The sequence below is a fragment of the Pedobacter sp. GR22-10 genome (assembly GCF_026239715.1).
In the GTDB taxonomy this organism is placed as follows: domain Bacteria; phylum Bacteroidota; class Bacteroidia; order Sphingobacteriales; family Sphingobacteriaceae; genus Pedobacter.
The window spans coordinates 111395-132840 of record NZ_JAPIVR010000001.1 but is presented as its reverse complement, the minus strand read 5'-3'; the positions used below and the strand labels follow the sequence as shown (position 1 = coordinate 132840).

Genomic DNA, 21446 nt, shown 5'->3' with positions numbered 1-21446 from the left:
TTAGGATATGAAAAGATTAACGATAACAATGGCGTTAATCATCCCTTTTCTAATTTGTACATCCTGGGGTTTCTTTGCACATCAAAGAATTAACCAACTTGCTGTTTTTACCCTGCCTTCCGGCATGATTGGTTTTTACAAAAAAAACGTCAAGTACATTACCGAACATGCCGTAGACCCAGACAAACGAAGGTATGCGGATACGCTCGAGCCACCGCGACACTATTTGGATGTTGAAAATTACACATCAAATATAGATAGCATTCCTGAAAAGTGGAATGATGCATTGGCCAGATACGGATCAAAGTCATTAAATGCAAATGGTATTCTTCCCTGGCAAATCCAGCGAACATACTATAGCCTGGTTAATGCTTTTGAAATCATGGATTCTGTAAAAATACTGAAGTATTCGGCAGACCTTGGACATTACATCGGAGATGCACATGTACCGCTCCATACTACCGCTAACCATAACGGACAACTCACTAAACAGGTAGGAATTCATGCGTTTTGGGAAAGCCGTTTGCCTGAATTATTTTCAACGCAATATAATTTTGTTGTAGGCAAAGCCAGTTATATTGAAAACCCATTAAAGGAGGCATGGAAAATAGTGAAGCATACCCATCGCTTAGTGGATACCGTGTTAATTTTTGAAGCGCAACTGGCCGCATCTTTTCCATCTGACCAGAAATATAGCTTTTCTGAACGGAACAATGTGGTTTTAAAACAGTATTCTATTGCCTATGCAAAGGCTTATCATGACCGGATGAATAATATGGTGGAAAAACAAATGCGGTTGGCTATATTGGAAACCGGTAATTTTTGGTTTTCAGCCTGGGTTGATGCCGGACAGCCGGAACTTAAAAATCTAGTGAAGATTCAGCCCGAACCAGACTTAAAAAAGGAAGAATCTGAAACAGAGCAGAAATATCAAAAAGGCATCATCATCGGACGAGAAATATGAATAAAACAAAGCGGCGAACATCAAATGCCCGCCGCTTTAAATTCTTTATCAGTATTTATATTATTTTTTGGCGTCCTCACCTTCTATAATTTCTTCTATTTTTTTTGGTTGAAGACGGCTTTTTACCGCAGCCCATATCGCCGGAACAAAAGTTACCACCCCAATGAATACAATTACAAGTTCGAAATTATTTTTGATCACAGGAATCTGGCCCAATACAAAGCCACCCAATAGTAGCGCGACGATCCATGCCACACCGCCTATAACATTGAAATAGGTAAACCGGCCGAATGGCATCTTCGCAATTCCGGCCACGAATGGCGCAATGGTTCTGAAAATAGGCAAAAAGCGACTAAAAATAATGGCCTTTCCGCCGTGTTTTTCAAAAAACTCGTGTGATTGTTCGTAATATTTTAATTTTAAAATTTTATTATTCTCCTTGAACACACCAGCTCCGAGCACACTACCTAGCTTAAAGTTTACAGTATTACCCAAAATAGCCGCAATAATTAAAATGACCAGCATTATCCAAATACTAAGGCCGGTTTCATGCTCACCGGCAATTAGGGCACCCATGGCAAAAAGCAAGGAATCACCAGGTAAAAAAGGTAAAACCACCAAACCGGTTTCTGCAAAAATAATCAGAAACAGAATCAGGTATGTCCAGGTTTGATAATCATTAACAATTTGTGCGAGATGTACGTCGATATGAAGGATAAAATCCAGAAGTTGATGTAGTAATTCCAATTGATCTAATTTTGGACAAAAGTATGAATATGAAAAGGATTTAGGAGCGATTAATTAAATAAATCTGATTAATCAGTTACTGGTTACCAAACGTTTCTGAAGATCTCCTGTTTTAGAACCGTCAATCAGCACCGTATAAACTCTACCTTTAATTATTGTTGTAGAATCCAATACCGTAACAACTGGCTGTGGATTAGTGGTGGTTGGTGTAGTGAGCACAAATGAAATTTTGGTTAACCTGCTTACCTTTATTTTCTTTTCAACCCGATCGCCGTAACTCATGGAGAATTTATTAAAACTGGCAGCTGTATCTGTTACAATAACCGGAGACTGAAGGGTATAACCCAGATTTAAAAATACAACTTTAGCAGTTGCCGTATCTATTTTCACATCATCCTCATACATGATTAAATTTGGTGGTGAGGTTATCGTCTTTCTGGTGAAAAATACAGAATAATTTTTTCCTATTCCAAATCGCTGATTATCCAAACTGGTTAAATCGTCAGATGAGGTAATGTTCCTGGAGCTTACTTTGTAGGAAGAGTCTCCTGCAATTACAATATAACTGCTATTGGTTCCGTAAGTTGTAGCAGAACCAAGCTGCCGGCCACTAAGAAAAAAATTTTGCGTGGTATCCAAAGCCGAAGTTTGAAATATCCTGATTTTTGCATCTCCCTTAATGAAATTATCATTTTTAATGCAGGCACTGATACAGATAGTCCCCAGGGTTAACAACAGTAATTTAGGAATTAGAAATAATTTATTCTTCATAAACAGGTATAACACAATTAAAACGTAAAGATAGCAGAAAGCATATTAATACTGATAATTAATTATCTGTAATCACATGTGCCGTTAAGCTGGCAGCGGTATTGCCACTGAACCAAATGGTATAAATCTTACCTGCCTGAAAATTAGAATTATCAATGGTTTTAACTGTTCCGGAGCCTACTACATTATACCTGAGGTTTAAATCGGCATCTACAGAAAAATAGGTTGACGACTCTTTGTATTGTAATCCGTTTACGAATAAGGTTCCTGCCTGTACACTCACATTAATTCCTGTTGTAAAATAAGGCGTAAGGCTGATCAGTTTAATTTTAGCTTTTCCTGATTCGGTATTGCTTAAATTATCTTCATAGGATACAATTTCTTTTGCTCCTGAACGGTTACTGATCAAAAAAGTAGTATAGGTAATGGAAGGTGTATATTTAATAGAAGCTTTTGTTTCAACGTGATTATCCCCTATAAATTTAATATCCCTGCTTCCGGAAACCAGCTTCATATAATCTGTTGATTCGGAGAAAGCCAGTGCGGAATTAGAAAGCTTTTCGTCATCAATAAAGATATCCTGAACTGCATTGGCCTGAATCGCATTCACTAACTTCACTTTTGATTCGCCTTTCACCTCGACATTTGGATCCGCTTTTTTACAAGAGAATAAAGAAGTAAGGATTAAACATGCGAAAAGAATAAAGAAAAGAGCGGAATGGCGTTTCATAGCGGGGTTTGGTTATAACAAAAATGGCTTGGTCAAAAACCAAGCCATTTTTTATATTTAATGAAACAGATTAATAGCTGTTATTCAGCATCACCGGCATCACCAACATCAAAACATCTTCATTTTCATCATTGGTTTGAGGAATGAGTAAGCCGGCCCTGTTTGGTGTTGAAAGTTCTAAAGTAACTTCATCACCACTAAGGTTGGTAAGCATTTCAATGAGAAAACGGGCATTAAAGCCAATTTCAAGATCTTCTCCATCGTATTGACAGCTTAAACGTTCATGTGCTTCATTGGCAAAATCCAAATCTTCAGAAGAGATATTAAGTTCACTTCCATTGATTTTTAACCTCACCTGATGAGTGGTTTTATTTGCAAAAATCACTACCCTGCGAAGGGTATTTAAAAATAATCCCCTGTCAATTACCAGTTTATTTGGATTGTTCTGAGGAATCACCGCCTCATAATCTGGATAACGTTCGTCTATTAAACGACACACCAGGTTGATGTTATCAAATTTAAAGAATGCGCTCGTGGCATTATAATCAACTGACACGTTAATATCTGTTGATGGTAAAGCTGCTTTTAAAAGTGTCAGTGCTTTTTTAGGAAGAATAAATGAAGTGGCTTTATCGGCCTTACTATCCATGCGGCGGTAACGCACCAGCTTGTGGGCATCAGTTGCTACGAATGTGATGTGCTGAGGCGATAGCTGGCAAAATACACCAGTCATTGCAGGGCGCAACTCATCATTACTTACCGCAAATATGGTTTTGGTAATAGCTTCTGTTAAAACAGACGCCGGTAAATTTACCGAAGAAGCATTTTCTACCACCGGAATTTTAGGAAAATCATCCCCGTTTTCACCACTTAATTTATATTTACCATCACCAGCACTGATTTCTATTGCAAAGGTGCTGTCGTCAATATTGAAAGCAATGGGTTGATCTGGTAATGTTTTAAGGGTATCTAATAAAATTTTAGATGGAACAGCTACTTTACCTTCTTCCTTTGACTCTACAGCTAATGAGGTGGTCATGCTGGTTTGTAAATCGGTAGCTGAGATCGTGAGGTTTCCCTCTTTAATTTCAAAAAGAAAATTTTCTAGTATAGGTAGAACTGTACTGCTGCTTGATGCACCATTTACAGTTTGCAGGTGTTTTAATAAGGTTGATGTGGATACAATAAATCTCATGATATTATTTAGTCTTCTTCAAAAATATAAAAATTATTTAGCGTACTTGTATTTGCGGTAATAATGTTGAAAAATCGCAAAGAATATTAACAATAACAAAGGAACTGCAATATTTATAAACTGCCATCGGGCTTTTTCGAGTTTTATTTTGGTTTTATCCAGCAACCTGATTTTCACTTCTTTGTTTCTGAGTATAATCAGGTTATCATCGTCGGTAAAATAATCAACAATATTTAACAGTAGTGCTTTATTGCCATAAGTGCGCTGGCTAAACCTGTCAAAACCCAAAGGAAAAGGTGAATGGTCCCTTTCAGAAACCTGATTCCTGAAGACATCCCCATCGCCGATGATGATCATTTTTGTAGTTTTACTGTTTAAATCCTGGGTATAAGGTACTGAAATTCCAGCCGGCAATGGTCTGCCCGCAAATACAGAAGGAAAATGGCCTTCCATCATTAAACCTACGTGCTGTGGTACGCCTTGAAATGCACGGGGGTCCAGCTGTTCACTAATCATCTGTAAACTGAAAGGCTTAGGGGTATTGTAAACCTTATTAAATGCTGAAGTATTGAGAATGAATGATTTCGTAACACCCTTAACCCCTATGCTATCTACCGTTCCTGGAAACTCCGACTTTATACCATCTAGTTTTTTCACCACACTTTGGCTCGTATCCGGAAGTAAGATAGGGTAATAGATCCATGGCAAGAGTTGCATCTGGCTTTGTCCGCCAACAGGCCCTGTTGAAACCGGAATTTCGGCACAATTTGCCGGATCAGCAATCAGATTATAATTAAGTCTCGCCCCATACATAAAAAGCATATCATCCAGGTTCAGGTTGCGGCTGGTCGCCATCTGCCCGCTCCTCTGCCTCAAACTATCCAGTTCTGCATTTACCTGATCAATGCTCCAGAGTATACGCCCGCCATTCATCACAAAATAATTGATTTTGTATTTTTCCGTTTCCGAAAACGGCTTAACCGGCTTGGCAATAATCATCATGTTCAACTTATCCAGCCCGGCCTTATCAATGGTGTTCAAATCCACGCGTCCTACTTCATAACTACTGGAAAGCGTTCGGATGGCATCTCCAATCTGTAAATCGTTAAGTTCTCCATTTGATTCGGTAAATCCAATCCTGGGATTTTTTCCGGTAATTACCTTTTTTAAGCTTGCTGTAAAAACATATTCCAGGTTTTCAATGGCCCGGTTTATATTATCTTCATAACTGCCGCGGGTATCTAAATTCTGAAAAAGCTTTACCGGAAATTCCTTATTGTCCGTTTCAATCATGGCCATTGGATACACTAATTTCTGTGTCAGTCCGGCTTCTGTTTTAACACTTAAATTGGTTGCCTCAATCCCTCTTTCATATAAGTTATTGATCACGGTGTCCTGATCGGATTGATTTAATCCGGCCAGCGGATCAACAAAAACAATTTTCAGATCGGCATTAGAATAAGCTTTATAATCTGACAAAATATCATTTACCGCGGCCTGAAGACGTTTAAATGCAGGAGGCAATTCACCATCTAAAAAAACAGTGACGGTAATGGGCTTCGTATTTTTAGCCAGAATGTCTTTTGTTTTATTACTTAAAGTAAACCGCTTATCTGTAGTAAAATCAAAGCGGTAAAAAATATAATTTCCAATAATATTGATGGCAATGATTGCGATAAAAAACAAGATCATATACAGCCATTTTTTCCCTTTTTCCATTATCGCTTCCCTCCTATTATTAATCTGGTAAACAATAAAAAAAGCAGCGTAAAACTGATGAAGTACAGTAAATCCCTGGTATCCAGCACACCTCTGCTCATTGAGCTATAATGTGCACCGATACCGAAACTTAAAATGGTACTTTGGAATTGCTGTAAAAAAGCTACCTGACTGGTATATTCAAATCCTAAAAAGGCAAATGCACATAATGCGGCGCAAATCACAAAAGCAATGACCTGATTTTTCGTTAATGCAGAAGCAAAAATGCCTATTGATGTAAAAATGGCGCCAAGAAAAAATAAACCGATGTATGATCCGGTTACCGCTCCTGAATCAATATTTCCTTCCGGAAATCCCAGTTTTGAAATGGAGTAAGAATAAACGAGTGTTGGAATTAACGCAAAAAATATCAGCACCAGGCAGGCCAGAAACTTCGCAATGATTATCTGCCACAGGGAAACGGGCCGGGTGATTAAGAGTTCGTAAGTTCCCTCCCTGCGTTCTTCGGCAAAAGACCTCATGGTGATGGCCGGAATCAGAAACATAAATAAGTAAGGCACCAGACTAAAAAAGCCATCCATTTCGGCATAGCCATAATCCAGAATTGATGTGTCAGGAAAAAACCAGAGCAACAAGCCAGAAATAAGCAGGAAAATGCCAATGGTGATATAAGCCACCATTGAACTTAAGAAACTGAATAACTCGCGTGTAAAAACTGCGTACATACCACGTTAAAATGCCGAAGTTAATTAAATATTCGGGCATATTAAAGGTACAAAACGGCTAATTCGTTCAGAAAGCGTTGTTGCTATTCCGCTTTAATGAAATATATTACCTTATCATTGATTAAAATAAAAGCCACCGTTAACAGCATACACTTTATCTTTTCATTAGTTAAATCTAACACTTAGCCGAGTTATCATTTTAACCCAAATCAGATCTTTCATGAAGTTACTCCATTATTTAACTAATAGCTGGCTGTAAGATTTAGCATGAAAATATTTCTTAATATAGATACCAGCACTTTCATCCTCCCGAAACAAGGATTAATAAAGCAATCAGGCCGTAAGTTTTCTGAAAATATCCTCCAGTGAGATCTGATGATGCACTTTTTTCAGGCCTTCAAGCGTATCGTTCGCTACAATTTTACCTTTATTGATGATGATGATGTCATCGCAAATGGCTTCTACCTCTTGCATAATATGTGTAGAAATGATAACCGTTTTATTTTTACCCAGCTCCTTAATTAAAGCACGAATATCTATTAATTGGTTAGGATCTAAACCTGAAGTAGGTTCATCCAGAATCAAAACATCGGGATTATGAATAATAGCCTGTGCCAGTCCTACCCGCTGGCGGTAACCTTTTGATAACATCGCAATTTTCTTGTGTTGCTCTGGTGTTAAACCCACCAGCTTAATTACTTCATCCACACGGCCAGGTATATCTTTTAACTTATAAGTATGACCCACATAGCCCAGATACTCCCTTACATACATTTCCGGATAAAGCGGTGTATTTTCGGGCAAATAACCGATGTGTTTTTTAGCTTCAAGAGATTGCGTAACGATATTTTTATTTGAAATCTCCGCACTGCCGGATGTTGGTTCCAGATAACCGGTTAACATGCGCATAGTTGTTGACTTCCCCGCACCATTTGGTCCCAAAAACCCTAAAATACGCCCCGCCCTGGCTTCAAAACTAATTGAATCAACAGCCTTTTGTGCATCGTAATGTTTGGAAATATTTCTTACTGAAATGCTCATTTTGTTTTATAATAATCGCAAAGAACACTAAGTTTTTCGCAAAGGCTGTAAAGTTAGCCAAGTAAGACGTTTCTAATTAATGCGTGCTGATTTCAACTTTTTATTGTACCTGAATTTATCAAGCTGCTCAGCTGCTTGGGGGATATTATCGCCAGATAAGATGTCCGCTCCATTGTTTACCAGGTGGTAATAAATATTTCTGGCCGGACTGGCAATCGCACTTTTATCAATGTTACCCATGGTTCCTAAAATGGTGGTAATACCCCTGGCGTGGAGAAATTGATATAATTCCTTATCAGGTGCCGAAACGCCAACAAAAGCTACAATTCTATTGTCGGGAATACCCAGAGCATTGAGCCGTTTCAACTCTGATTGTTTCTGTACCGATGCAGAAATCATTAAATCCGGCGCCAGGCGATGAACCTCTTCTGCCTGATTTGCATTATAGGTAATGAGGATAGCATTACTTTCTACCCGATATTGTCGCACTTTTTCAATCACTTTCGCATAAGAAACACCCTTTTTCAAATCGATTGTTAACAATACCTTTCCTTTACTCCAGCTTAAAACACTATCAAGCGTGGGGATCTTAAAACTGGTTTCTTTCCCTTCATTATCTTTCAGGTTAAATGATTGAAGTTCTTCGTACGTGTAATTTCCAATCGGGCCTTTTCCCGTGGAGGTCCGGTCTAAATTATCATCATGCATAATCACCATTACCGAATCTTTGCTGTAAGCAATATCAAATTCGATGACCATGGGATTATAAGTGGTTGCATTATTAAAGGTTTCAATACAATTTTCAGGAAAACCGGGCATCGGGCCACCTCTGTGTGCACTGATTAATGGAAAACGGTTTTCCGGACTCCATTTTAAGAATTGATAGAGTTCCTGAGTATTATTAAACTTAATATATTGATGAGCTTCCTCCTGGCCGCATGCGGCGAAAATGGTCAGAAAACTCAATAAAATGAGATGATAAAATTTCATAAGGCAAAAATAGTAAAAAATGGATGATGTATAGGGTTACAAGAAAAATGGAAGAAGGGGGAACAAACTTTCATTATTACACCACTTTTGCAAACTAAACCCGATGGCAGCAAGCACGAAGTAAAGCGTACAGCGGGACTGGAGCAACCGATCAGCATTACCATTGCTTTACCACTAAATCGCCTAAAGGGAGACCCTGTAAACCGCATAATGGTTTCGTTCAAAAACCTTCAGCCTTATACCTTTAAACCCTCCGCCTTTTTATTATCTTTGCTGCATTATGGCTCAAAAGAATAACGACGAACAATTTAAAAATGTAATCTCACATGCAAAGGAATACGGTTTTGTATTTCAAAGCAGCGAAATATATGATGGCTTAAGTGCCGTTTACGACTACGGGCAATTGGGTGCCGAGTTAAAAAATAACATCAAATCGTACTGGTGGAAAGCCATGGTACAAATGCATGAAAATATTGTAGGAATTGATTCTGCGATTTTTATGCATCCTAAAGTTTGGAAAGCCAGTGGTCACGTAGATGGTTTTAACGACCCGATGATTGATAACAAAGACTCTAACAAGCGCTATCGTGCCGACCAGCTACTGGAAAATAAAATTGATGAATTATATTCTGAACTGGCCAATTTCAGTGTTGAAAACAAAGCTAAGTTTCAGGAGTTTCAACATGAAATTTTAGGTCTGAGTGATGAAGGTCAGGCCGCGTGGATTCCTGGTTTTAAAGATGAAAATGACATTTTAGAGCATGAGAAATATCCTTTTATTAATGAAGCCAGCTGGAGATTTGTAAAAAAAGGCTTAGCACTTGAGGTTGAAATGAACCTGGCACTTAAATCTGAAAATTTAGCACAGCTAAAGGATTTAATTGTTGATTATAAAGTGATTTGCCCGATCTCTAAAACCTCCAACTGGACAGATGTACGCCAGTTTAACCTGATGTTCAGCACACAATTTGGTGCCATGGCAGAGGGCAGTGATGAAGTTTATCTTCGTCCGGAAACGGCTCAAGGTATTTTTGTAAACTTTTTGAACGTTCAAAAATCAGGAAGGATGAAAATTCCTTTCGGGATTGCCCAAATTGGTAAAGCCTTCAGAAATGAAGTAATTGCCCGTCAGTTCATTATGCGCATGCGCGAATTTGAGCAGATGGAAATGCAGTTTTTCGTTCGCCCTGGTGATGACAAAAAATGGTTTGAATACTGGAAAGAAGCCCGCTTGAAATGGCATAAAGCTTTAGGAACATCGCCTGAGAAATACCGTTACCATGACCACGTAAAACTGGCGCATTATGCCAATGCAGCCACAGATATTGAATTTGAATTCCCATTCGGATTTAAGGAAGTGGAAGGAATTCATAGCCGTACAGATTTCGATTTAACGCAACACCAGGAATTTTCCGGCAAGAAAATGCAATATTTCGACAATGATTTAAATGAAGATGGCAAGCCTTACGGAAACTATGTGCCATATGTGATCGAAACTTCAATCGGTTTAGACCGTATGTTTCTGTTAACCATGATTAATGCTTTTGAAGAGCAGGACTTAAGTACAGCAGAAAAACAGGACAGTCGTACATTGTTACGCCTGCACCCTGCTTTGGCACCTTATAAAGTTGCAGTTTTCCCATTGACCAAAAAAGATGGTTTACCGGAAAAAGCCCGCGAAATTATGGATACCCTGAAGTTCGATTTCAATTGCATATATGAAGAGAAAGATGCCATTGGTAAACGTTACCGCCGCCAGGATGCGGTTGGTACACCTTTTTGTTTAACTATCGATCACCAGAGTTTAGAAGACAATACCGTAACCATCCGCCATCGCGACAGCATGGAACAAGAACGTGTTGCTATTGCTGATTTAGCCGATATTATTGGCAAAGCAGTGAGTTGGAAAACACTACTTGCCTAATTGATCACCTAAGAACATTTTAGTTTGGTTATCATATTTAGTCGCAGGTTTTAACCTGCGACTTTTTTTTGGAAAAATGAATTTATCAGCACATTACGACAAACTATATCAGGAATCGAAAACCAAAATAGCCAATGGCCATTATGAGATTGATGAACTGATTGATTCGAAAGATGATTATCGTTTCGGAATTACCTTGGTGATCAGGCCGGACGAAAGCACCAAGACTAACATCCAACAATTTTTGAATGAAGTTAAAGCCATTGATCCACACCAGTATTATTATCAAAACAGCGATCTTCACATTACGGTGATGTCCATCATATCCTGCTATGTTGGTTTCGATCTCCGGCACATCAATGTAGCGGATTATGTTAAAGTAATTGAACCGATAATAGCCAAACACCCAAATTTCAAAATTCAATTTAAAGGAATTACGGCCTCTCCTTCCTGCATTTTGCTTCAGGGATTTTTAACTGATACGCTAAACGAAATCAGGGATGATTTGCGCATTGGCTTTAAAAACACTGATCTTCAACAAAGTATAGATAAACGTTATGCCATTCAAACAGCACATTCAACCGTTATCAGGTTTAGGCAAATGCTAAAAAACAAAGATCAATTATTGAAACTGGTAGAAAAATACAGAGACTTTGATTTCGGCACCTTTGAAGTACACAACATGGAGTTAGTTTACAATGACTGGTATCAACGCAAAAAATTCGTGAAAAAACTACACGAGTTTGATTTATAACAAAGCAGGTTTCGAGATAATGCGAAAGTCAAAAAAGAATGGTTTTTATCTATAAGGATCCTGGTTTTATCGTTTGTAGATTATATTTGTCACGGTCCTAATCATATCACCTGATGAAACTTCCTCAAAAATTTTTTGCCCGTCGCCATGAAATTGCGGCCGATTATATAAAAGAGTTAGATAAACATCTTGATGATATTGTATCCGGCCGGGCAACAGAAATGTTTGAAGTCAGGGACTTTGCCGATTTAATCCATGTCCACCCGGTTCATTTAAGCAACACCATTAAAGCCGCTACCGGCTATGCGCCATGTTATTTCTTTGAAAAGCGTTTGATGGATATCTCAAAATCCATGTTGGAAAACACTAATATGCCCATTTCAGAAATTGCCAGAATTTTAACTTACGATCCTTCCAACTTCACCAAGTTTTTTAAACATTTTGCTGGCAAAACGCCAAAGCAATATCGTGAAGCATATTTAATTTCTTTAGCAAATAAAGCCCTTACTACCGCATAATACTTAATCTCTCACCATTTTAACTTAAGTAGTCACCATTTTTCCCATCACTTTCCATTTAACTTTGTTTATCAAATTAAAAGAACATGGAAAAACAACATAAAATTGCATTAGTTACCGGTGGTAGCCGTGGCTTAGGAAAAAATGCAGCGATTAAAATCGCCGAAAAAGGTATTGATGTTATTGTTACTTATCAATCAAAAAAAGAAGAAGCTGAAAATACGGTTAATGAAATTAAAAAATTAGGTGTAAATGCCGCAGCACTTCAGCTTGATGTTGCCAATAGTGGAAATTTCGATGCTTTTATTACTGAAGTGCAATCCACTTTAAACACGGTTTTCAGTGCTGATAAAATGGATTTTATCGTAAATAATGCAGGTATTGGTATCCATGCATCATTTGCAGAAACCACAGAAGATCAATTTGATACTTTGGTAAACATCCAGTTTAAAGGTCCGTTTTTTCTGACACAAAAAGTTTTACCTATCCTGAATGATGGTGGTGCGATTATTAATATTTCATCAGGCCTGGCCCGTTTCTCTTTACCAGGATATGCGGCTTATGGTGCGATGAAAGGAGCTATGGAAACTTTAACCAGGTACCAGGCAAAAGAATTGGGTGCAAGAGGTATAAGGTCAAACATCATTGCCCCTGGAGCGATAGAAACTGACTTTGGTGGTGGTGTGGTACGTGATAATGAACAAATGAACGCAGGAATAGCCTCGCAAACTGCTTTAGGCCGTGTAGGCTTACCTGATGATATTGGTGGTGTAGTGGCATTTCTTTGTACAGAAGAAGCCAGATGGATTAATGCGCAACGCATTGAGGCTTCAGGCGGCATGTTCTTGTAGAATGGCTGAAAGTTCAGTTTGTCGAAGGCCATTGGGTACTTCGACAAATTTTGATTAATGTCCTATTGACCAATAATCACATAATTAAAATAAAGCATTCTTCCGGGCGTTTTCATTACAAATCCCGTCTTGAATGATCAGATATTTTTTATTCACACTCTTAATTCTTTCTTTAGCCGTTATTGCTCAGGCACAAAAATGGACAGATGCTGAGTATCAACGTGCCAATACAGCAGCCAACGCATCATATCTCAGCAATGAAGAAAAAAACATGGTGCTGTACATGAATTTGGCGCGTATGGATGGCGAGAAATTTTATCACACCCTACTGGAAGAATACATCAATGATTACAATGCAAAAGTTCGTAAATACCGCAATTACAATGATCTGAAAATTGCTAAAAACAACCCTTATTATTTATCACTACTCATACATTTGCGCAAGATGAAAGACCTGCCAATGTTTTATCCGGACGATAAATTATCAATAGTGAGTCGTAATCATGCATTGGATTTAAGCAAAAATAATCTGGACACACATGAGAGCAGTAATGGCGATAAGTTTTCAAAAAGAATTGCTACATATTACCCAAATAGAACGATGAGTGAAAACATCGATTTCGGGAATGATAAGGGATTGGATATTGTATGCCACCTGCTTCTGGATTGTGGTGTGCCATCACTTGGTCACCGCCTGACCATACTGGACCAAAGAAACAGGTTTAATATCGTTGGTTTAAGCATACAGCCACATCCCTCCTATGTATGGTGTGCGGTGATAGATTTTGTTGCGCTCCCTAAATCAGACCGTTAAACGCCATAATGACCTATTCAATTCATTTAACCGTTTAACCTTAGCAAAAATTTGAAAGTAATTTTTGTTAAAAAAACTACCTTTGCGACTGAACCATATCAAAATTCATGCGGAAATTTATTTTAGCCATTATCGATTTTTTCTATCCACCATTTAAAAAATACATCTCACTGCATAATTTTCGATATCTGGCTACAGGTGGCAGTACTTTCGTTCTTGGGCTGGTGGTTTTCTATGTTGCGTATAATGATGTCTTCATGAAGGAAGAATATCATATTTTATTCATGACTTTGAAAAGAAATACCGTTGCGCTTGCCGTGGAGTTTGCCATTGTCATTCCCTACAGTTTCATTTTAAATAAATATGTAATTTTTACGCACAGCGAAGTAAAATCACATGTTCAGTTATTTAGATTTTTAAATCTGCAACTGATTAATATGCCGCTTAATTATATTTTGCTCAAGTTCTTTTCAGAAATTTTAGGTATTTATCCCACCATATCCCGCCTGGTTGTACAATTCCTAATCGCCGGCTTCAGTTACCTTTATCAACATTACTTTACCTTTAGTGTAAAAAAACTAGGCAGCAATAGCAAAATCAATAAAACCGGCACTAAATACTGATTCTTCGATTCTGCTTTAACCATTTATTACCTATGGCTGTTAATTTATAGGATGGCTTTCTTGTTTAGGTAAGGCTAACATCATAACTTAGCCCTCGACCAACTTATTTTCATTTCAACCATGAGCCATTTTAATGATTTTAATAACGCGCAGGTAGCAAAATTACCTAATCATTTAAAACAATTTATAGTTAATCAGAATTACGAAAAATACACCCCTATTGATCAGGCGGTTTGGCGTTATGTCATGCGTCAGAATTATAGCTACTTAAAGGATGTTGCTTATTATCCTTACATTAAAGGTTTACAACGGGCCGGCTTAAGTATTGAACATATTCCAGATTTACAGACCATGAATGATAACCTCGGCAAAATTGGCTGGGGTGCCGTTACAGTTGATGGTTTTATTCCACCAGCTGCTTTTATGGAATACCAGGCCTATCGGGTCTTGGTCATTGCTGCAGATATTCGCCAGATCAACCATATTGAATATACACCAGCACCAGATATTATTCATGAAAGTGCCGGCCATGCCCCTATTATAGCAGATACAGATTATAATAATTATTTGAGTTATTTTGGTGCTATTGGTGCCAAAGCGATGTTTTCAGCCAAAGATTTTGAGCTATATGAAGCCATCAGAAAATTATCCATATTAAAAGAAGCGGTTAATACTAATGAAGAACAAATTGCGAAAGCAGAAAAAGCATTGCGCACCATTAGTGAAAACATGGGAGAGCCTTCCGAAATGGCACTGCTTGGCCGCCTGCACTGGTGGACAGTTGAATATGGCTTAATCGGAACGTTGGAAGATCCGAAAATTTATGGTGCAGGTTTGCTTTCATCCATTGGAGAAAGCGCTTCCTGTATGAATAAAGAAGTTAAAAAATTGTGGTACAACATCGATACCATCAATTACCAATATGATATCACCAAGCCTCAGCCCCAGCTTTTTGTAACAGAAACTTTTCAAAATCTAATTGATGTACTGGAACAATTTGCAGATACCATGGCCTTTCGCCGTGGCGGAACAGAAAGCATCATGAAAGCGATTGCCTGTAAAAACGTGGCAACAGCAGTTTATTCTTCAGGATTACAGGTGAGTGGTGTATTTACCGATATCGGGATTGGCCTGGCAGATGAGCTTACCTTTATTAAAACTACCGGGGTTTCTGCCCTTGCTTTTAATAACAAGCAACTTCCGGGTCATGGAAAACAATATCACGCTGATGGGTTTTCATCTCCTGTTGGAAAGCTGAAGGATGTTACAAAACCGTTGGAAGATTACAGTGATGAAGAAATCAGAACATCAGGAAATCATCAGGGTAACAGAACCCAAATGATTTTCAGCAGTGGCATCTGTGTTGATGGCAGGGTGACAGATATTTTAAGAGAAAATGGAAAGGTTATCTTAATCACATTTGTAGACTGTACTGTAAACGAGCGCAATGGTAATATCCTTTTTAAACCCGAATGGGGCAATTATGATATGGCTGTGGGTGAAAAAATTATTTCTGTTTTTAATGGTGCGGCAGATAAGGATGCCTTTGAAGAGATTGCCCTGATCAGCAAGGAAAGTACACATCAGATTATTTATGAGGAAAAAACAGTAGCATTGCATCAGCTGTATCAACAGGTTAGGGAGATCAGGGAAAGTGGTCAAAACCTGGATGCACTCGCTGGAATTTTTGATCAGCTGAAACGGAACCATCGGCAGGACTGGCTTTGTTCATTGGAGATTTTAGAAATCATCTTTCATCAAAAAATTTATCACCAGCTGGAAAAGGAAATTCAGGTTTATCTGGAAATTAAGGCGGGCAAAGAGTTAGATCATAAAAAACTTATTAATGATGGTTTACATGTGATTAAAAATCCGGTGAGTCAATTATTAATAGATTAACACAAAAACCTAACCTGTGAAATTTGATATTAATTAAGTAAATTTGAGCATGATCATTGAAATCCAACAACCTATCACGAAAGAAAAAGTTCAAGATGCCATAAAAAATTATCAGAAACGGGTGTAAAAAACCTTGCATAAGCATTTTAGAAAATTGCAACGTGGTTTGGATGAAGTAGATTACCAGAAAAAAATAAGAAATGAGTTCATTTAGTTTTGTAGCGGATACAAACTTCCTTATTAATGTTCTGGGCAACGCTTTAAAGTAAAAACTCCCGATGCAATTATAGCAGCTGTTCAAGTTTTTTGCAAATACCTTTAGTCAATTCTGATACAGGATTCTAATTTATCGATGATATTGAATTAATTTTAATTTAACTTACCCCAGAATTTTGAAGATTACTAAGCTTAAAGCTATTTAAAACTTAAATCAATAGATGAAGGATATTCATCGCAAATATACCTTACCCATGAACATTATCATTACCGGAGCAAGCAGCGGAATCGGATTTGAAACTGCCTTAGAGTTTAGCTTGCAGAAAGAAAATAAAATTGTTGCCATAGCCCGTTCTGCGGATAAATTACGTAAACTGCTGGAAATTGCCAAAGGGATCAACCCGGATTGCACACTGCTGCCTGTTGAATTTGATATCGTAAATGACGATTATGCCGCACTGATTCCATTTTTAAAAGAGCGCCTCGGCCATATCGATATCCTGATTAACAATGCAGGCGCATTAATTAATAAACCTTTTTTAGAAACAACTGAACAAGACTTAGGCGAAATGCTGCAAAGTAACGTGATCAGTCATTTCAGAATGATCCAGGCTACATTACCTTTAATGCAAAAGGGCAGCCATATTGTCAATGTCGGAAGCATGGGTGGTTTTCAGGGGAGTGTTAAATTCCCCGGACTTTCTGCTTACTCTGCAAGTAAAGCTGCGCTTCATGCCTTAACCGAATGCCTCGCTTTTGAATTAGCGCAAACAGAAATCAAAATTAATTGTTTAGCCTTAGGTTCGGCACAAACGGAAATGCTGGAAGCTGCTTTTCCCGGCTATCAAAGCCCTGTAATGGCTTTTGAAATGGGGAAATACGTAGCAGATTTCGCAAAAACAGGGCATAAGTTTTTTAATGGAAAAATTTTGCCTGTTGCAGTGTCAACACCTTAATCATTAAGACTTTAAAAACTGATGAACTTTATTGGTTTAATTAAAGTCTATGATTTAATATGAATTGCATACCTTTAAATTAATCATATGGAAAACTCAAAATTCACTACTACTCCAGACAGCGGCAAAAATGCTGCAATTGTTAGCTACATCTTCCTGATTGGCTGGCTTATTTCTTACTTCGCCATGTATAAAGACAATAAAACGGCTTTATCCAGTTATCATTTAAGGCAGTCGCTGCTGCTGCACTTGGCTATCATTGTGGTTAATATCTTACTCACCATTCTGGTGGCGATTTTCCCGGTAGCATTTTTAGGCTATTTGAGTTATCTGATTTACATTGTGTACATTATCTTCATCATTTTAGGTGCAGTTAGTGCAAACAATAGTCAGTTAAAGCCACTTCCGGTAATCGGAGATAAAGCTCAGGGCTTTTTCCCAAGTATCTAATCAGCACTAATATTTAATCAGGCCCGGACATTCAATCCGGGCCTTTTGTTTTAACGAGTTTTCCACATTTTTAACCTGCTTTATATTTTTTTTATATCTTGCCAGTCAACATATGAAGAAAATAACATTTGCCTTTCTGTTTTTCATTTTGTCTGCAAGTGCAGTGAAAGCTCAAAACATCATACCTGCCCAATATCAGGAACTGGTTAAAAAATTAGTTGCTACCTTACCAAAGAATACTACTGCAACATTTAAAGATGGTTCATCTACAGATTCTGAATCTTTAATCGATTTTGCCAAAAGCATGCTGGGCATACGTTATCGCTATGCCACTAGCAATCCTAAAATTGGTTTTGACTGTTCAGGCTTTGTGAGCTATGTATTCAGTAATTTCGGTTTTAAAGTGCCGCGTTCATCAAGAGAATTTAGCGGGGCAGGAACTGAAACCACTTTAGAAAACGCGAAAGTAGGTGACGTGTTAATTTTTACCGGAAGCAATTCAAAAATCAGGAAAATCGGCCATGTAGGTATTGTGTATTCCATTGATGAAAACGGAATTAAATTTATTCATGCCTCATCAGGAAAAGCGCACAGCGTTACCATTACTGAACTTAATGGCCATTATAGAAATCGCTTTATGAAAATCGTAAGCATCATCTAGCTTATTATTTGTATTTCCACATTCTGGTTTTACCTTCACCAATCCATTCAATAGCTGTGGCCAGCCGCCTTGCTCTTGTACCTTCAGTTTTGGCTTCTTCCAGCCACAGCACATAGTCTTTTTTATTTGAAGGGCTGAAGTCTTGAAATATATGCATAGCTACAGGATCTTCTTGTAGTGCTTCCATAAAATATGCCGGAATAATCAGGTTTTGTGCGCCTGCCTTAGGCTTTGCAGGAAGCTTAATCCCATCTTCATTTAAGCGAATGCCTTCCTGAATATAAGCGATCAGTATTTCATCGTCAGGCAAATCACTTAGGCTTTTGATTTTACCCAACATTCCCATTGCACTGCTGCGATCTTCAAAAATATTAAATTCGTCTGTGATTAAAGCGCCTTTCCAGAAACCAAAAGTACAATGGTTTTTAAAAGCCGCCATATGGCATACCGCACCTTTATATTCAAAAAAAGGCATTCCCCATTTTATCTTCTCCTCTATCCTGGCATCTGCATGATGCACAAGTATTCTTAAGCGTTCCAATATCGGAATGGCAAATGGAGCAGATTTGATGATGTATTGATCAACTTGTACGGAAGTATGCATAAGCCTGGATTTTTAAAATTAAATTTAAAGCAAAACAACCTTCAATGCTAATGCTACATTCCCCTGTCTGAGGTATTGCCGGGCGAGCTCATGTAATTCACGTTCCCTGTTCATGGCATCACCAATGGTGGCATCTAAAACTTCTTTTACATCTGGATTTAAAGTAACCAAATCAACTTCATGATCAGTTGGCAAATGTTCCACATTCCCTAACATACCCAAATCGTTTCCGGTTAATACTTTAGATAAGCGTACAGATTTTGGCAAGGCATCTACACCGATCCCTAATTTAGCCAGTGGTTTGGCTACTTTAAATAGATTTTTTGCAGTTACCCTGCAGTACCAGTCGCCACCTAAACGGGCTACCAAATCTATTTTCTCCTGATCTATTTTCCCTTCGCTATTTAGAATATCTTCATTAATATGTATGAGCTTAACCTCTGCTAAAATTAAGTTTCCGGCACCATGCTGATCACCTAATGGAATTACTTGATTCACCACACATTCAAACTGCACCGGGGCTTCTGCTACTCTTGGTGGTTTAACCAAATCAGATTTAAGCATGGTAAAACCCGCTTTTTCAAACTCATTTACTCCTTTTGCATATTCGGTACTGGCCAGACTCATTTGCTGTACCATCTCATAATTTACAATATTGATGACGCACTCTTTTACCTGGAGTACATTCTCCAGCGTATGCTTCGTCGTATTATCCCGCACCCGCCGGGCTGGTGAAAAAACACAAATCGGCGGCTTGGTACTAAACATATTGAAAAAGCTGAACGGACTCAGATTGATGTTTCCATCATCATCAATGGTTGATGCAAAACAGATTGGCCTTGGTGCTATGGCATATTGCAGATAATCCTGCAGCTGCATCGCAGATAAATCTTCAGTTTTTAAGGTTAGCATGAGCTGATGAATTGGTAAAATTGTTTTTTTACAGTTGGTAAGTTGGGGCATAGTAAGTTGTGCAGTTGAATAATCAATCTCGCAATAAGTTTAAATTTTGGAAATCGGCACATCCCCCCTCCTTTCTTACATATCGGCACCTGTGGATTTCACTTACTAAACGCCTAACCAACTTACCGCCTGCACCACTATTTCTTCAAAGCTAAAATAGAAAAATCAGTATCAGCTTTGGTTATGGTATTGGTTAAAGCACCTAAACCTGTAATTTCCATTTCTACCACATCGCCGGGCTGTAACCATTGTGTCTGATAATTTGGATCGTTTAGTAAACCTGTACCATTAAGTTCCAGGAAACATCCGGTTCCAACCGTACCTGATCCGATGACATCGCCAGGCAGGATATCCACACCATAGGCACAACGCTCAATAATTTCGGCAAAGGTCCAGTCCATATCTGCCGCATTACCCTTTGATACTTCAATACCATTTACGCGACAAGTCATTTTTAAATTATAGGCATTTCCCGTGTGGCCATCTTTCGCTGCAACTTTGTAGGGTTCCAGTTCATCTGGTGTAACCAGCCAGGGGCCAATCACTGTAGAAAAATCTTTTCCTTTTGCCGGACCTAAATTTAACAACATTTCTTCCATCTGCAGGGTCCTGGCACTCATATCGTTCATCACCATATAACCGGCAATATACTCATCCGCTTCTGCAGCTTTAATATTTCTTCCTTTCTTACCGATGACAATGGCCAGTTCCAGTTCAAAATCAAGCTTTTCGAAATGATCAGGCATACATTCAATTTCTCCTGTACCCTGAATGGCATTGTGGTTGGTGAAGTAAAAAATCGGATATTCATCAAACTGCGGAATCATATCTACTTTACGGTTTCGCCGAGCCGCAGCCACATGTTGTCTGAATGCGTATCCATCCCTACAACTGGTTGGATTTGGTACCGGTGCGAGAATTTCATAGAAAATTTCTTCTTTGGCTTCCAGGCTTCCATCTTTTATCTGTGCATCAACCTTTTTTGCTCGTTCCATCAGTACCTCTCCTCCCTGCAAAAATTCATTCATATTGTCTGGCAGCAATTTATCGCAGCTATTTAAATTATAGATATGTCCGTCGATAAACAGGCCTAAGTGTATAACATCTTCTGTTTTATAGGATACGAATTTCATATATGATTTGGTTAAATTACGGGGTAAATATAGTAAAAAGGAATAGCGTTCAAAATCAACCCAACCTGGATAAAGCAACTGCAATTAATTTTAAGTAATTGATTATCATCGTAAAATCCGGTTAAATTAAAATGGTTAAAAATTTCTTCCTCTTAAAGAATATACTTATTTTAGCCGTATCAAAACATGATTTTAAAA

The 21446-nt window shown here is 38.2% G+C and carries 23 protein-coding genes; 12 read left to right on the top strand and 11 right to left on the bottom strand.

Annotated features, from left to right (window positions below; translation table 11 throughout):
* Positions 1 to 28: 28 nt before the first annotated feature.
* On the top strand, positions 29 to 964 hold the full coding sequence (locus OQX64_RS00545) for a zinc dependent phospholipase C family protein (RefSeq protein ID WP_265817039.1): 936 nt from the start codon (positions 29 to 31) through the stop codon (positions 962 to 964).
* Positions 965 to 1024: 60 nt separating this feature from the next.
* Here the strand turns inward: OQX64_RS00545 and OQX64_RS00540 are convergent, their stop codons facing one another.
* From OQX64_RS00540 to OQX64_RS00505, 8 genes are all read right to left on the bottom strand, one after another.
* On the bottom strand, positions 1025 to 1711 hold the full coding sequence (locus OQX64_RS00540) for a DedA family protein (RefSeq protein ID WP_265817038.1): 687 nt from the start codon (positions 1709 to 1711) through the stop codon (positions 1025 to 1027).
* Positions 1712 to 1783: 72 nt separating this feature from the next.
* Positions 1784 to 2482: a hypothetical protein gene (locus OQX64_RS00535; RefSeq protein ID WP_265817037.1), complete on the bottom strand. Its 699-nt coding sequence runs from the start codon at positions 2480 to 2482 to the stop codon at positions 1784 to 1786.
* A 58-nt stretch (positions 2483 to 2540) separates the two neighbouring features.
* Positions 2541 to 3212 carry a DUF4397 domain-containing protein gene (locus OQX64_RS00530; RefSeq protein WP_088300899.1) on the bottom strand — a complete coding sequence of 224 codons (672 nt, stop codon included), beginning with the start codon at positions 3210 to 3212 and terminating at the stop codon, positions 2541 to 2543.
* A 70-nt stretch (positions 3213 to 3282) separates the two neighbouring features.
* Positions 3283 to 4407 carry a DNA polymerase III subunit beta gene (dnaN, locus tag OQX64_RS00525; protein ID WP_088300900.1) on the bottom strand — a complete coding sequence of 375 codons (1125 nt, stop codon included), beginning with the start codon at positions 4405 to 4407 and terminating at the stop codon, positions 3283 to 3285.
* A 33-nt stretch (positions 4408 to 4440) separates the two neighbouring features.
* The gene (gldG, locus tag OQX64_RS00520) at positions 4441 to 6126 is read right to left on the bottom strand and encodes a gliding motility-associated ABC transporter substrate-binding protein GldG (protein WP_265817035.1); all 1686 of its coding nucleotides are present in this window, start codon (positions 6124 to 6126) and stop codon (positions 4441 to 4443) included.
* The gene (gene gldF, locus OQX64_RS00515) at positions 6126 to 6851 is read right to left on the bottom strand and encodes a gliding motility-associated ABC transporter permease subunit GldF (protein WP_265817034.1); all 726 of its coding nucleotides are present in this window, start codon (positions 6849 to 6851) and stop codon (positions 6126 to 6128) included. The genes gldG and gldF overlap by 1 nt, the downstream gene beginning before the upstream one ends.
* A 333-nt stretch (positions 6852 to 7184) precedes the next feature.
* The gene (locus OQX64_RS00510; protein ID WP_265817033.1) at positions 7185 to 7892 is read right to left on the bottom strand and encodes an ATP-binding cassette domain-containing protein; all 708 of its coding nucleotides are present in this window, start codon (positions 7890 to 7892) and stop codon (positions 7185 to 7187) included.
* 72 nt (positions 7893 to 7964) lie between these two features.
* Positions 7965 to 8882, bottom strand: coding sequence for a glycerophosphodiester phosphodiesterase family protein (locus OQX64_RS00505; RefSeq protein WP_265817032.1), 918 nt, complete (start codon positions 8880 to 8882; stop codon positions 7965 to 7967).
* Between the two features lie 87 nt (positions 8883 to 8969).
* Between OQX64_RS00505 and OQX64_RS00500 the strand changes: the two genes are divergently transcribed.
* The 11 genes from OQX64_RS00500 to OQX64_RS00450 all read left to right on the top strand — a co-directional run bounded on the left by OQX64_RS00500 (position 8970) and on the right by OQX64_RS00450 (position 18548).
* Positions 8970 to 9179, top strand: a complete 210-nt coding sequence (locus OQX64_RS00500; protein WP_265817031.1) for a hypothetical protein — start codon at positions 8970 to 8972, stop codon at positions 9177 to 9179.
* Entirely contained in the window at positions 9163 to 10806 is a 1644-nt protein-coding gene (locus OQX64_RS00495) for a glycine--tRNA ligase (protein ID WP_265817030.1), read from the top strand. Before OQX64_RS00500 ends, OQX64_RS00495 begins: the two co-directional genes overlap by 17 nt.
* 76 nt (positions 10807 to 10882) lie before the next feature.
* Positions 10883 to 11560, top strand: a complete 678-nt coding sequence (locus OQX64_RS00490; protein WP_265817029.1) for a 2'-5' RNA ligase family protein — start codon at positions 10883 to 10885, stop codon at positions 11558 to 11560.
* Between the two features lie 113 nt (positions 11561 to 11673).
* Positions 11674 to 12078 carry a helix-turn-helix domain-containing protein gene (locus OQX64_RS00485; RefSeq protein WP_088300908.1) on the top strand — a complete coding sequence of 135 codons (405 nt, stop codon included), beginning with the start codon at positions 11674 to 11676 and terminating at the stop codon, positions 12076 to 12078.
* Positions 12079 to 12164: 86 nt separating this feature from the next.
* A complete protein-coding gene (locus tag OQX64_RS00480) occupies positions 12165 to 12929 on the top strand; it encodes an SDR family NAD(P)-dependent oxidoreductase (RefSeq protein ID WP_088300909.1) in 765 nt (254 codons plus the stop codon).
* Positions 12930 to 13062: 133 nt separating this feature from the next.
* Positions 13063 to 13743 (top strand): CAP domain-containing protein, encoded by a 681-nt coding sequence (locus OQX64_RS00475; RefSeq protein ID WP_265817027.1) that lies wholly within the window; start codon positions 13063 to 13065, stop codon positions 13741 to 13743.
* A 107-nt stretch (positions 13744 to 13850) separates the two neighbouring features.
* Positions 13851 to 14366: a GtrA family protein gene (locus OQX64_RS00470; RefSeq protein WP_265817026.1), complete on the top strand. Its 516-nt coding sequence runs from the start codon at positions 13851 to 13853 to the stop codon at positions 14364 to 14366.
* Positions 14367 to 14486: 120 nt separating this feature from the next.
* Positions 14487 to 16265: an aromatic amino acid hydroxylase gene (locus tag OQX64_RS00465; protein WP_265817025.1), complete on the top strand. Its 1779-nt coding sequence runs from the start codon at positions 14487 to 14489 to the stop codon at positions 16263 to 16265.
* Between the two features lie 470 nt (positions 16266 to 16735).
* The gene (locus OQX64_RS00460; RefSeq protein WP_265818277.1) at positions 16736 to 17437 is read left to right on the top strand and encodes an SDR family oxidoreductase; all 702 of its coding nucleotides are present in this window, start codon (positions 16736 to 16738) and stop codon (positions 17435 to 17437) included.
* An 87-nt stretch (positions 17438 to 17524) separates the two neighbouring features.
* The gene (locus OQX64_RS00455; protein WP_088300913.1) at positions 17525 to 17887 is read left to right on the top strand and encodes a hypothetical protein; all 363 of its coding nucleotides are present in this window, start codon (positions 17525 to 17527) and stop codon (positions 17885 to 17887) included.
* Between the two features lie 112 nt (positions 17888 to 17999).
* Positions 18000 to 18548, top strand: coding sequence for a C40 family peptidase (locus tag OQX64_RS00450; RefSeq protein WP_088300914.1), 549 nt, complete (start codon positions 18000 to 18002; stop codon positions 18546 to 18548).
* A 4-nt stretch (positions 18549 to 18552) separates the two neighbouring features.
* Here the strand turns inward: OQX64_RS00450 and OQX64_RS00445 are convergent, their stop codons facing one another.
* From OQX64_RS00445 to OQX64_RS00435, 3 genes are all read right to left on the bottom strand, one after another.
* Complete coding sequence (locus OQX64_RS00445; RefSeq protein ID WP_265817024.1) at positions 18553 to 19152, bottom strand: YdeI/OmpD-associated family protein; 600 nt, start codon at positions 19150 to 19152, stop codon at positions 18553 to 18555.
* A 24-nt stretch (positions 19153 to 19176) separates the two neighbouring features.
* Positions 19177 to 20064 (bottom strand): flavin reductase family protein, encoded by an 888-nt coding sequence (locus OQX64_RS00440; RefSeq protein ID WP_265817022.1) that lies wholly within the window; start codon positions 20062 to 20064, stop codon positions 19177 to 19179.
* Between the two features lie 188 nt (positions 20065 to 20252).
* The gene (locus tag OQX64_RS00435; protein WP_088300916.1) at positions 20253 to 21248 is read right to left on the bottom strand and encodes a fumarylacetoacetate hydrolase family protein; all 996 of its coding nucleotides are present in this window, start codon (positions 21246 to 21248) and stop codon (positions 20253 to 20255) included.
* Positions 21249 to 21446 lie beyond the last annotated feature (198 nt).

Excerpts from the sequence above, each read along its gene's own strand:
- OQX64_RS00545 (WP_265817039.1), top strand. The coding sequence starts at position 29 with ATGGCGTTAATCATCCCTTTTCTAATTTGTACATCCTGGGGTTTCTTT.
- OQX64_RS00535 (WP_265817037.1), bottom strand. The coding sequence starts at position 2,482 with ATGAAGAATAAATTATTTCTAATTCCTAAATTACTGTTGTTAACCCTG.
- OQX64_RS00530 (WP_088300899.1), bottom strand. The coding sequence starts at position 3,212 with ATGAAACGCCATTCCGCTCTTTTCTTTATTCTTTTCGCATGTTTAATC.
- dnaN (WP_088300900.1), bottom strand. The coding sequence starts at position 4,407 with ATGAGATTTATTGTATCCACATCAACCTTATTAAAACACCTGCAAACT.
- gldG (WP_265817035.1), bottom strand. The coding sequence starts at position 6,126 with ATGGAAAAAGGGAAAAAATGGCTGTATATGATCTTGTTTTTTATCGCA.
- gldF (WP_265817034.1), bottom strand. The coding sequence starts at position 6,851 with ATGTACGCAGTTTTTACACGCGAGTTATTCAGTTTCTTAAGTTCAATG.
- OQX64_RS00510 (WP_265817033.1), bottom strand. The coding sequence starts at position 7,892 with ATGAGCATTTCAGTAAGAAATATTTCCAAACATTACGATGCACAAAAG.
- OQX64_RS00505 (WP_265817032.1), bottom strand. The coding sequence starts at position 8,882 with ATGAAATTTTATCATCTCATTTTATTGAGTTTTCTGACCATTTTCGCC.
- OQX64_RS00495 (WP_265817030.1), top strand. The coding sequence starts at position 9,163 with ATGGCTCAAAAGAATAACGACGAACAATTTAAAAATGTAATCTCACAT.
- OQX64_RS00490 (WP_265817029.1), top strand. The coding sequence starts at position 10,883 with ATGAATTTATCAGCACATTACGACAAACTATATCAGGAATCGAAAACC.
- OQX64_RS00485 (WP_088300908.1), top strand. The coding sequence starts at position 11,674 with ATGAAACTTCCTCAAAAATTTTTTGCCCGTCGCCATGAAATTGCGGCC.
- OQX64_RS00480 (WP_088300909.1), top strand. The coding sequence starts at position 12,165 with ATGGAAAAACAACATAAAATTGCATTAGTTACCGGTGGTAGCCGTGGC.
- OQX64_RS00475 (WP_265817027.1), top strand. The coding sequence starts at position 13,063 with ATGATCAGATATTTTTTATTCACACTCTTAATTCTTTCTTTAGCCGTT.
- OQX64_RS00470 (WP_265817026.1), top strand. The coding sequence starts at position 13,851 with ATGCGGAAATTTATTTTAGCCATTATCGATTTTTTCTATCCACCATTT.
- OQX64_RS00465 (WP_265817025.1), top strand. The coding sequence starts at position 14,487 with ATGAGCCATTTTAATGATTTTAATAACGCGCAGGTAGCAAAATTACCT.
- OQX64_RS00460 (WP_265818277.1), top strand. The coding sequence starts at position 16,736 with ATGAACATTATCATTACCGGAGCAAGCAGCGGAATCGGATTTGAAACT.
- OQX64_RS00455 (WP_088300913.1), top strand. The coding sequence starts at position 17,525 with ATGGAAAACTCAAAATTCACTACTACTCCAGACAGCGGCAAAAATGCT.
- OQX64_RS00450 (WP_088300914.1), top strand. The coding sequence starts at position 18,000 with ATGAAGAAAATAACATTTGCCTTTCTGTTTTTCATTTTGTCTGCAAGT.
- OQX64_RS00445 (WP_265817024.1), bottom strand. The coding sequence starts at position 19,152 with ATGCATACTTCCGTACAAGTTGATCAATACATCATCAAATCTGCTCCA.
- OQX64_RS00440 (WP_265817022.1), bottom strand. The coding sequence starts at position 20,064 with ATGCTAACCTTAAAAACTGAAGATTTATCTGCGATGCAGCTGCAGGAT.
- OQX64_RS00435 (WP_088300916.1), bottom strand. The coding sequence starts at position 21,248 with ATGAAATTCGTATCCTATAAAACAGAAGATGTTATACACTTAGGCCTG.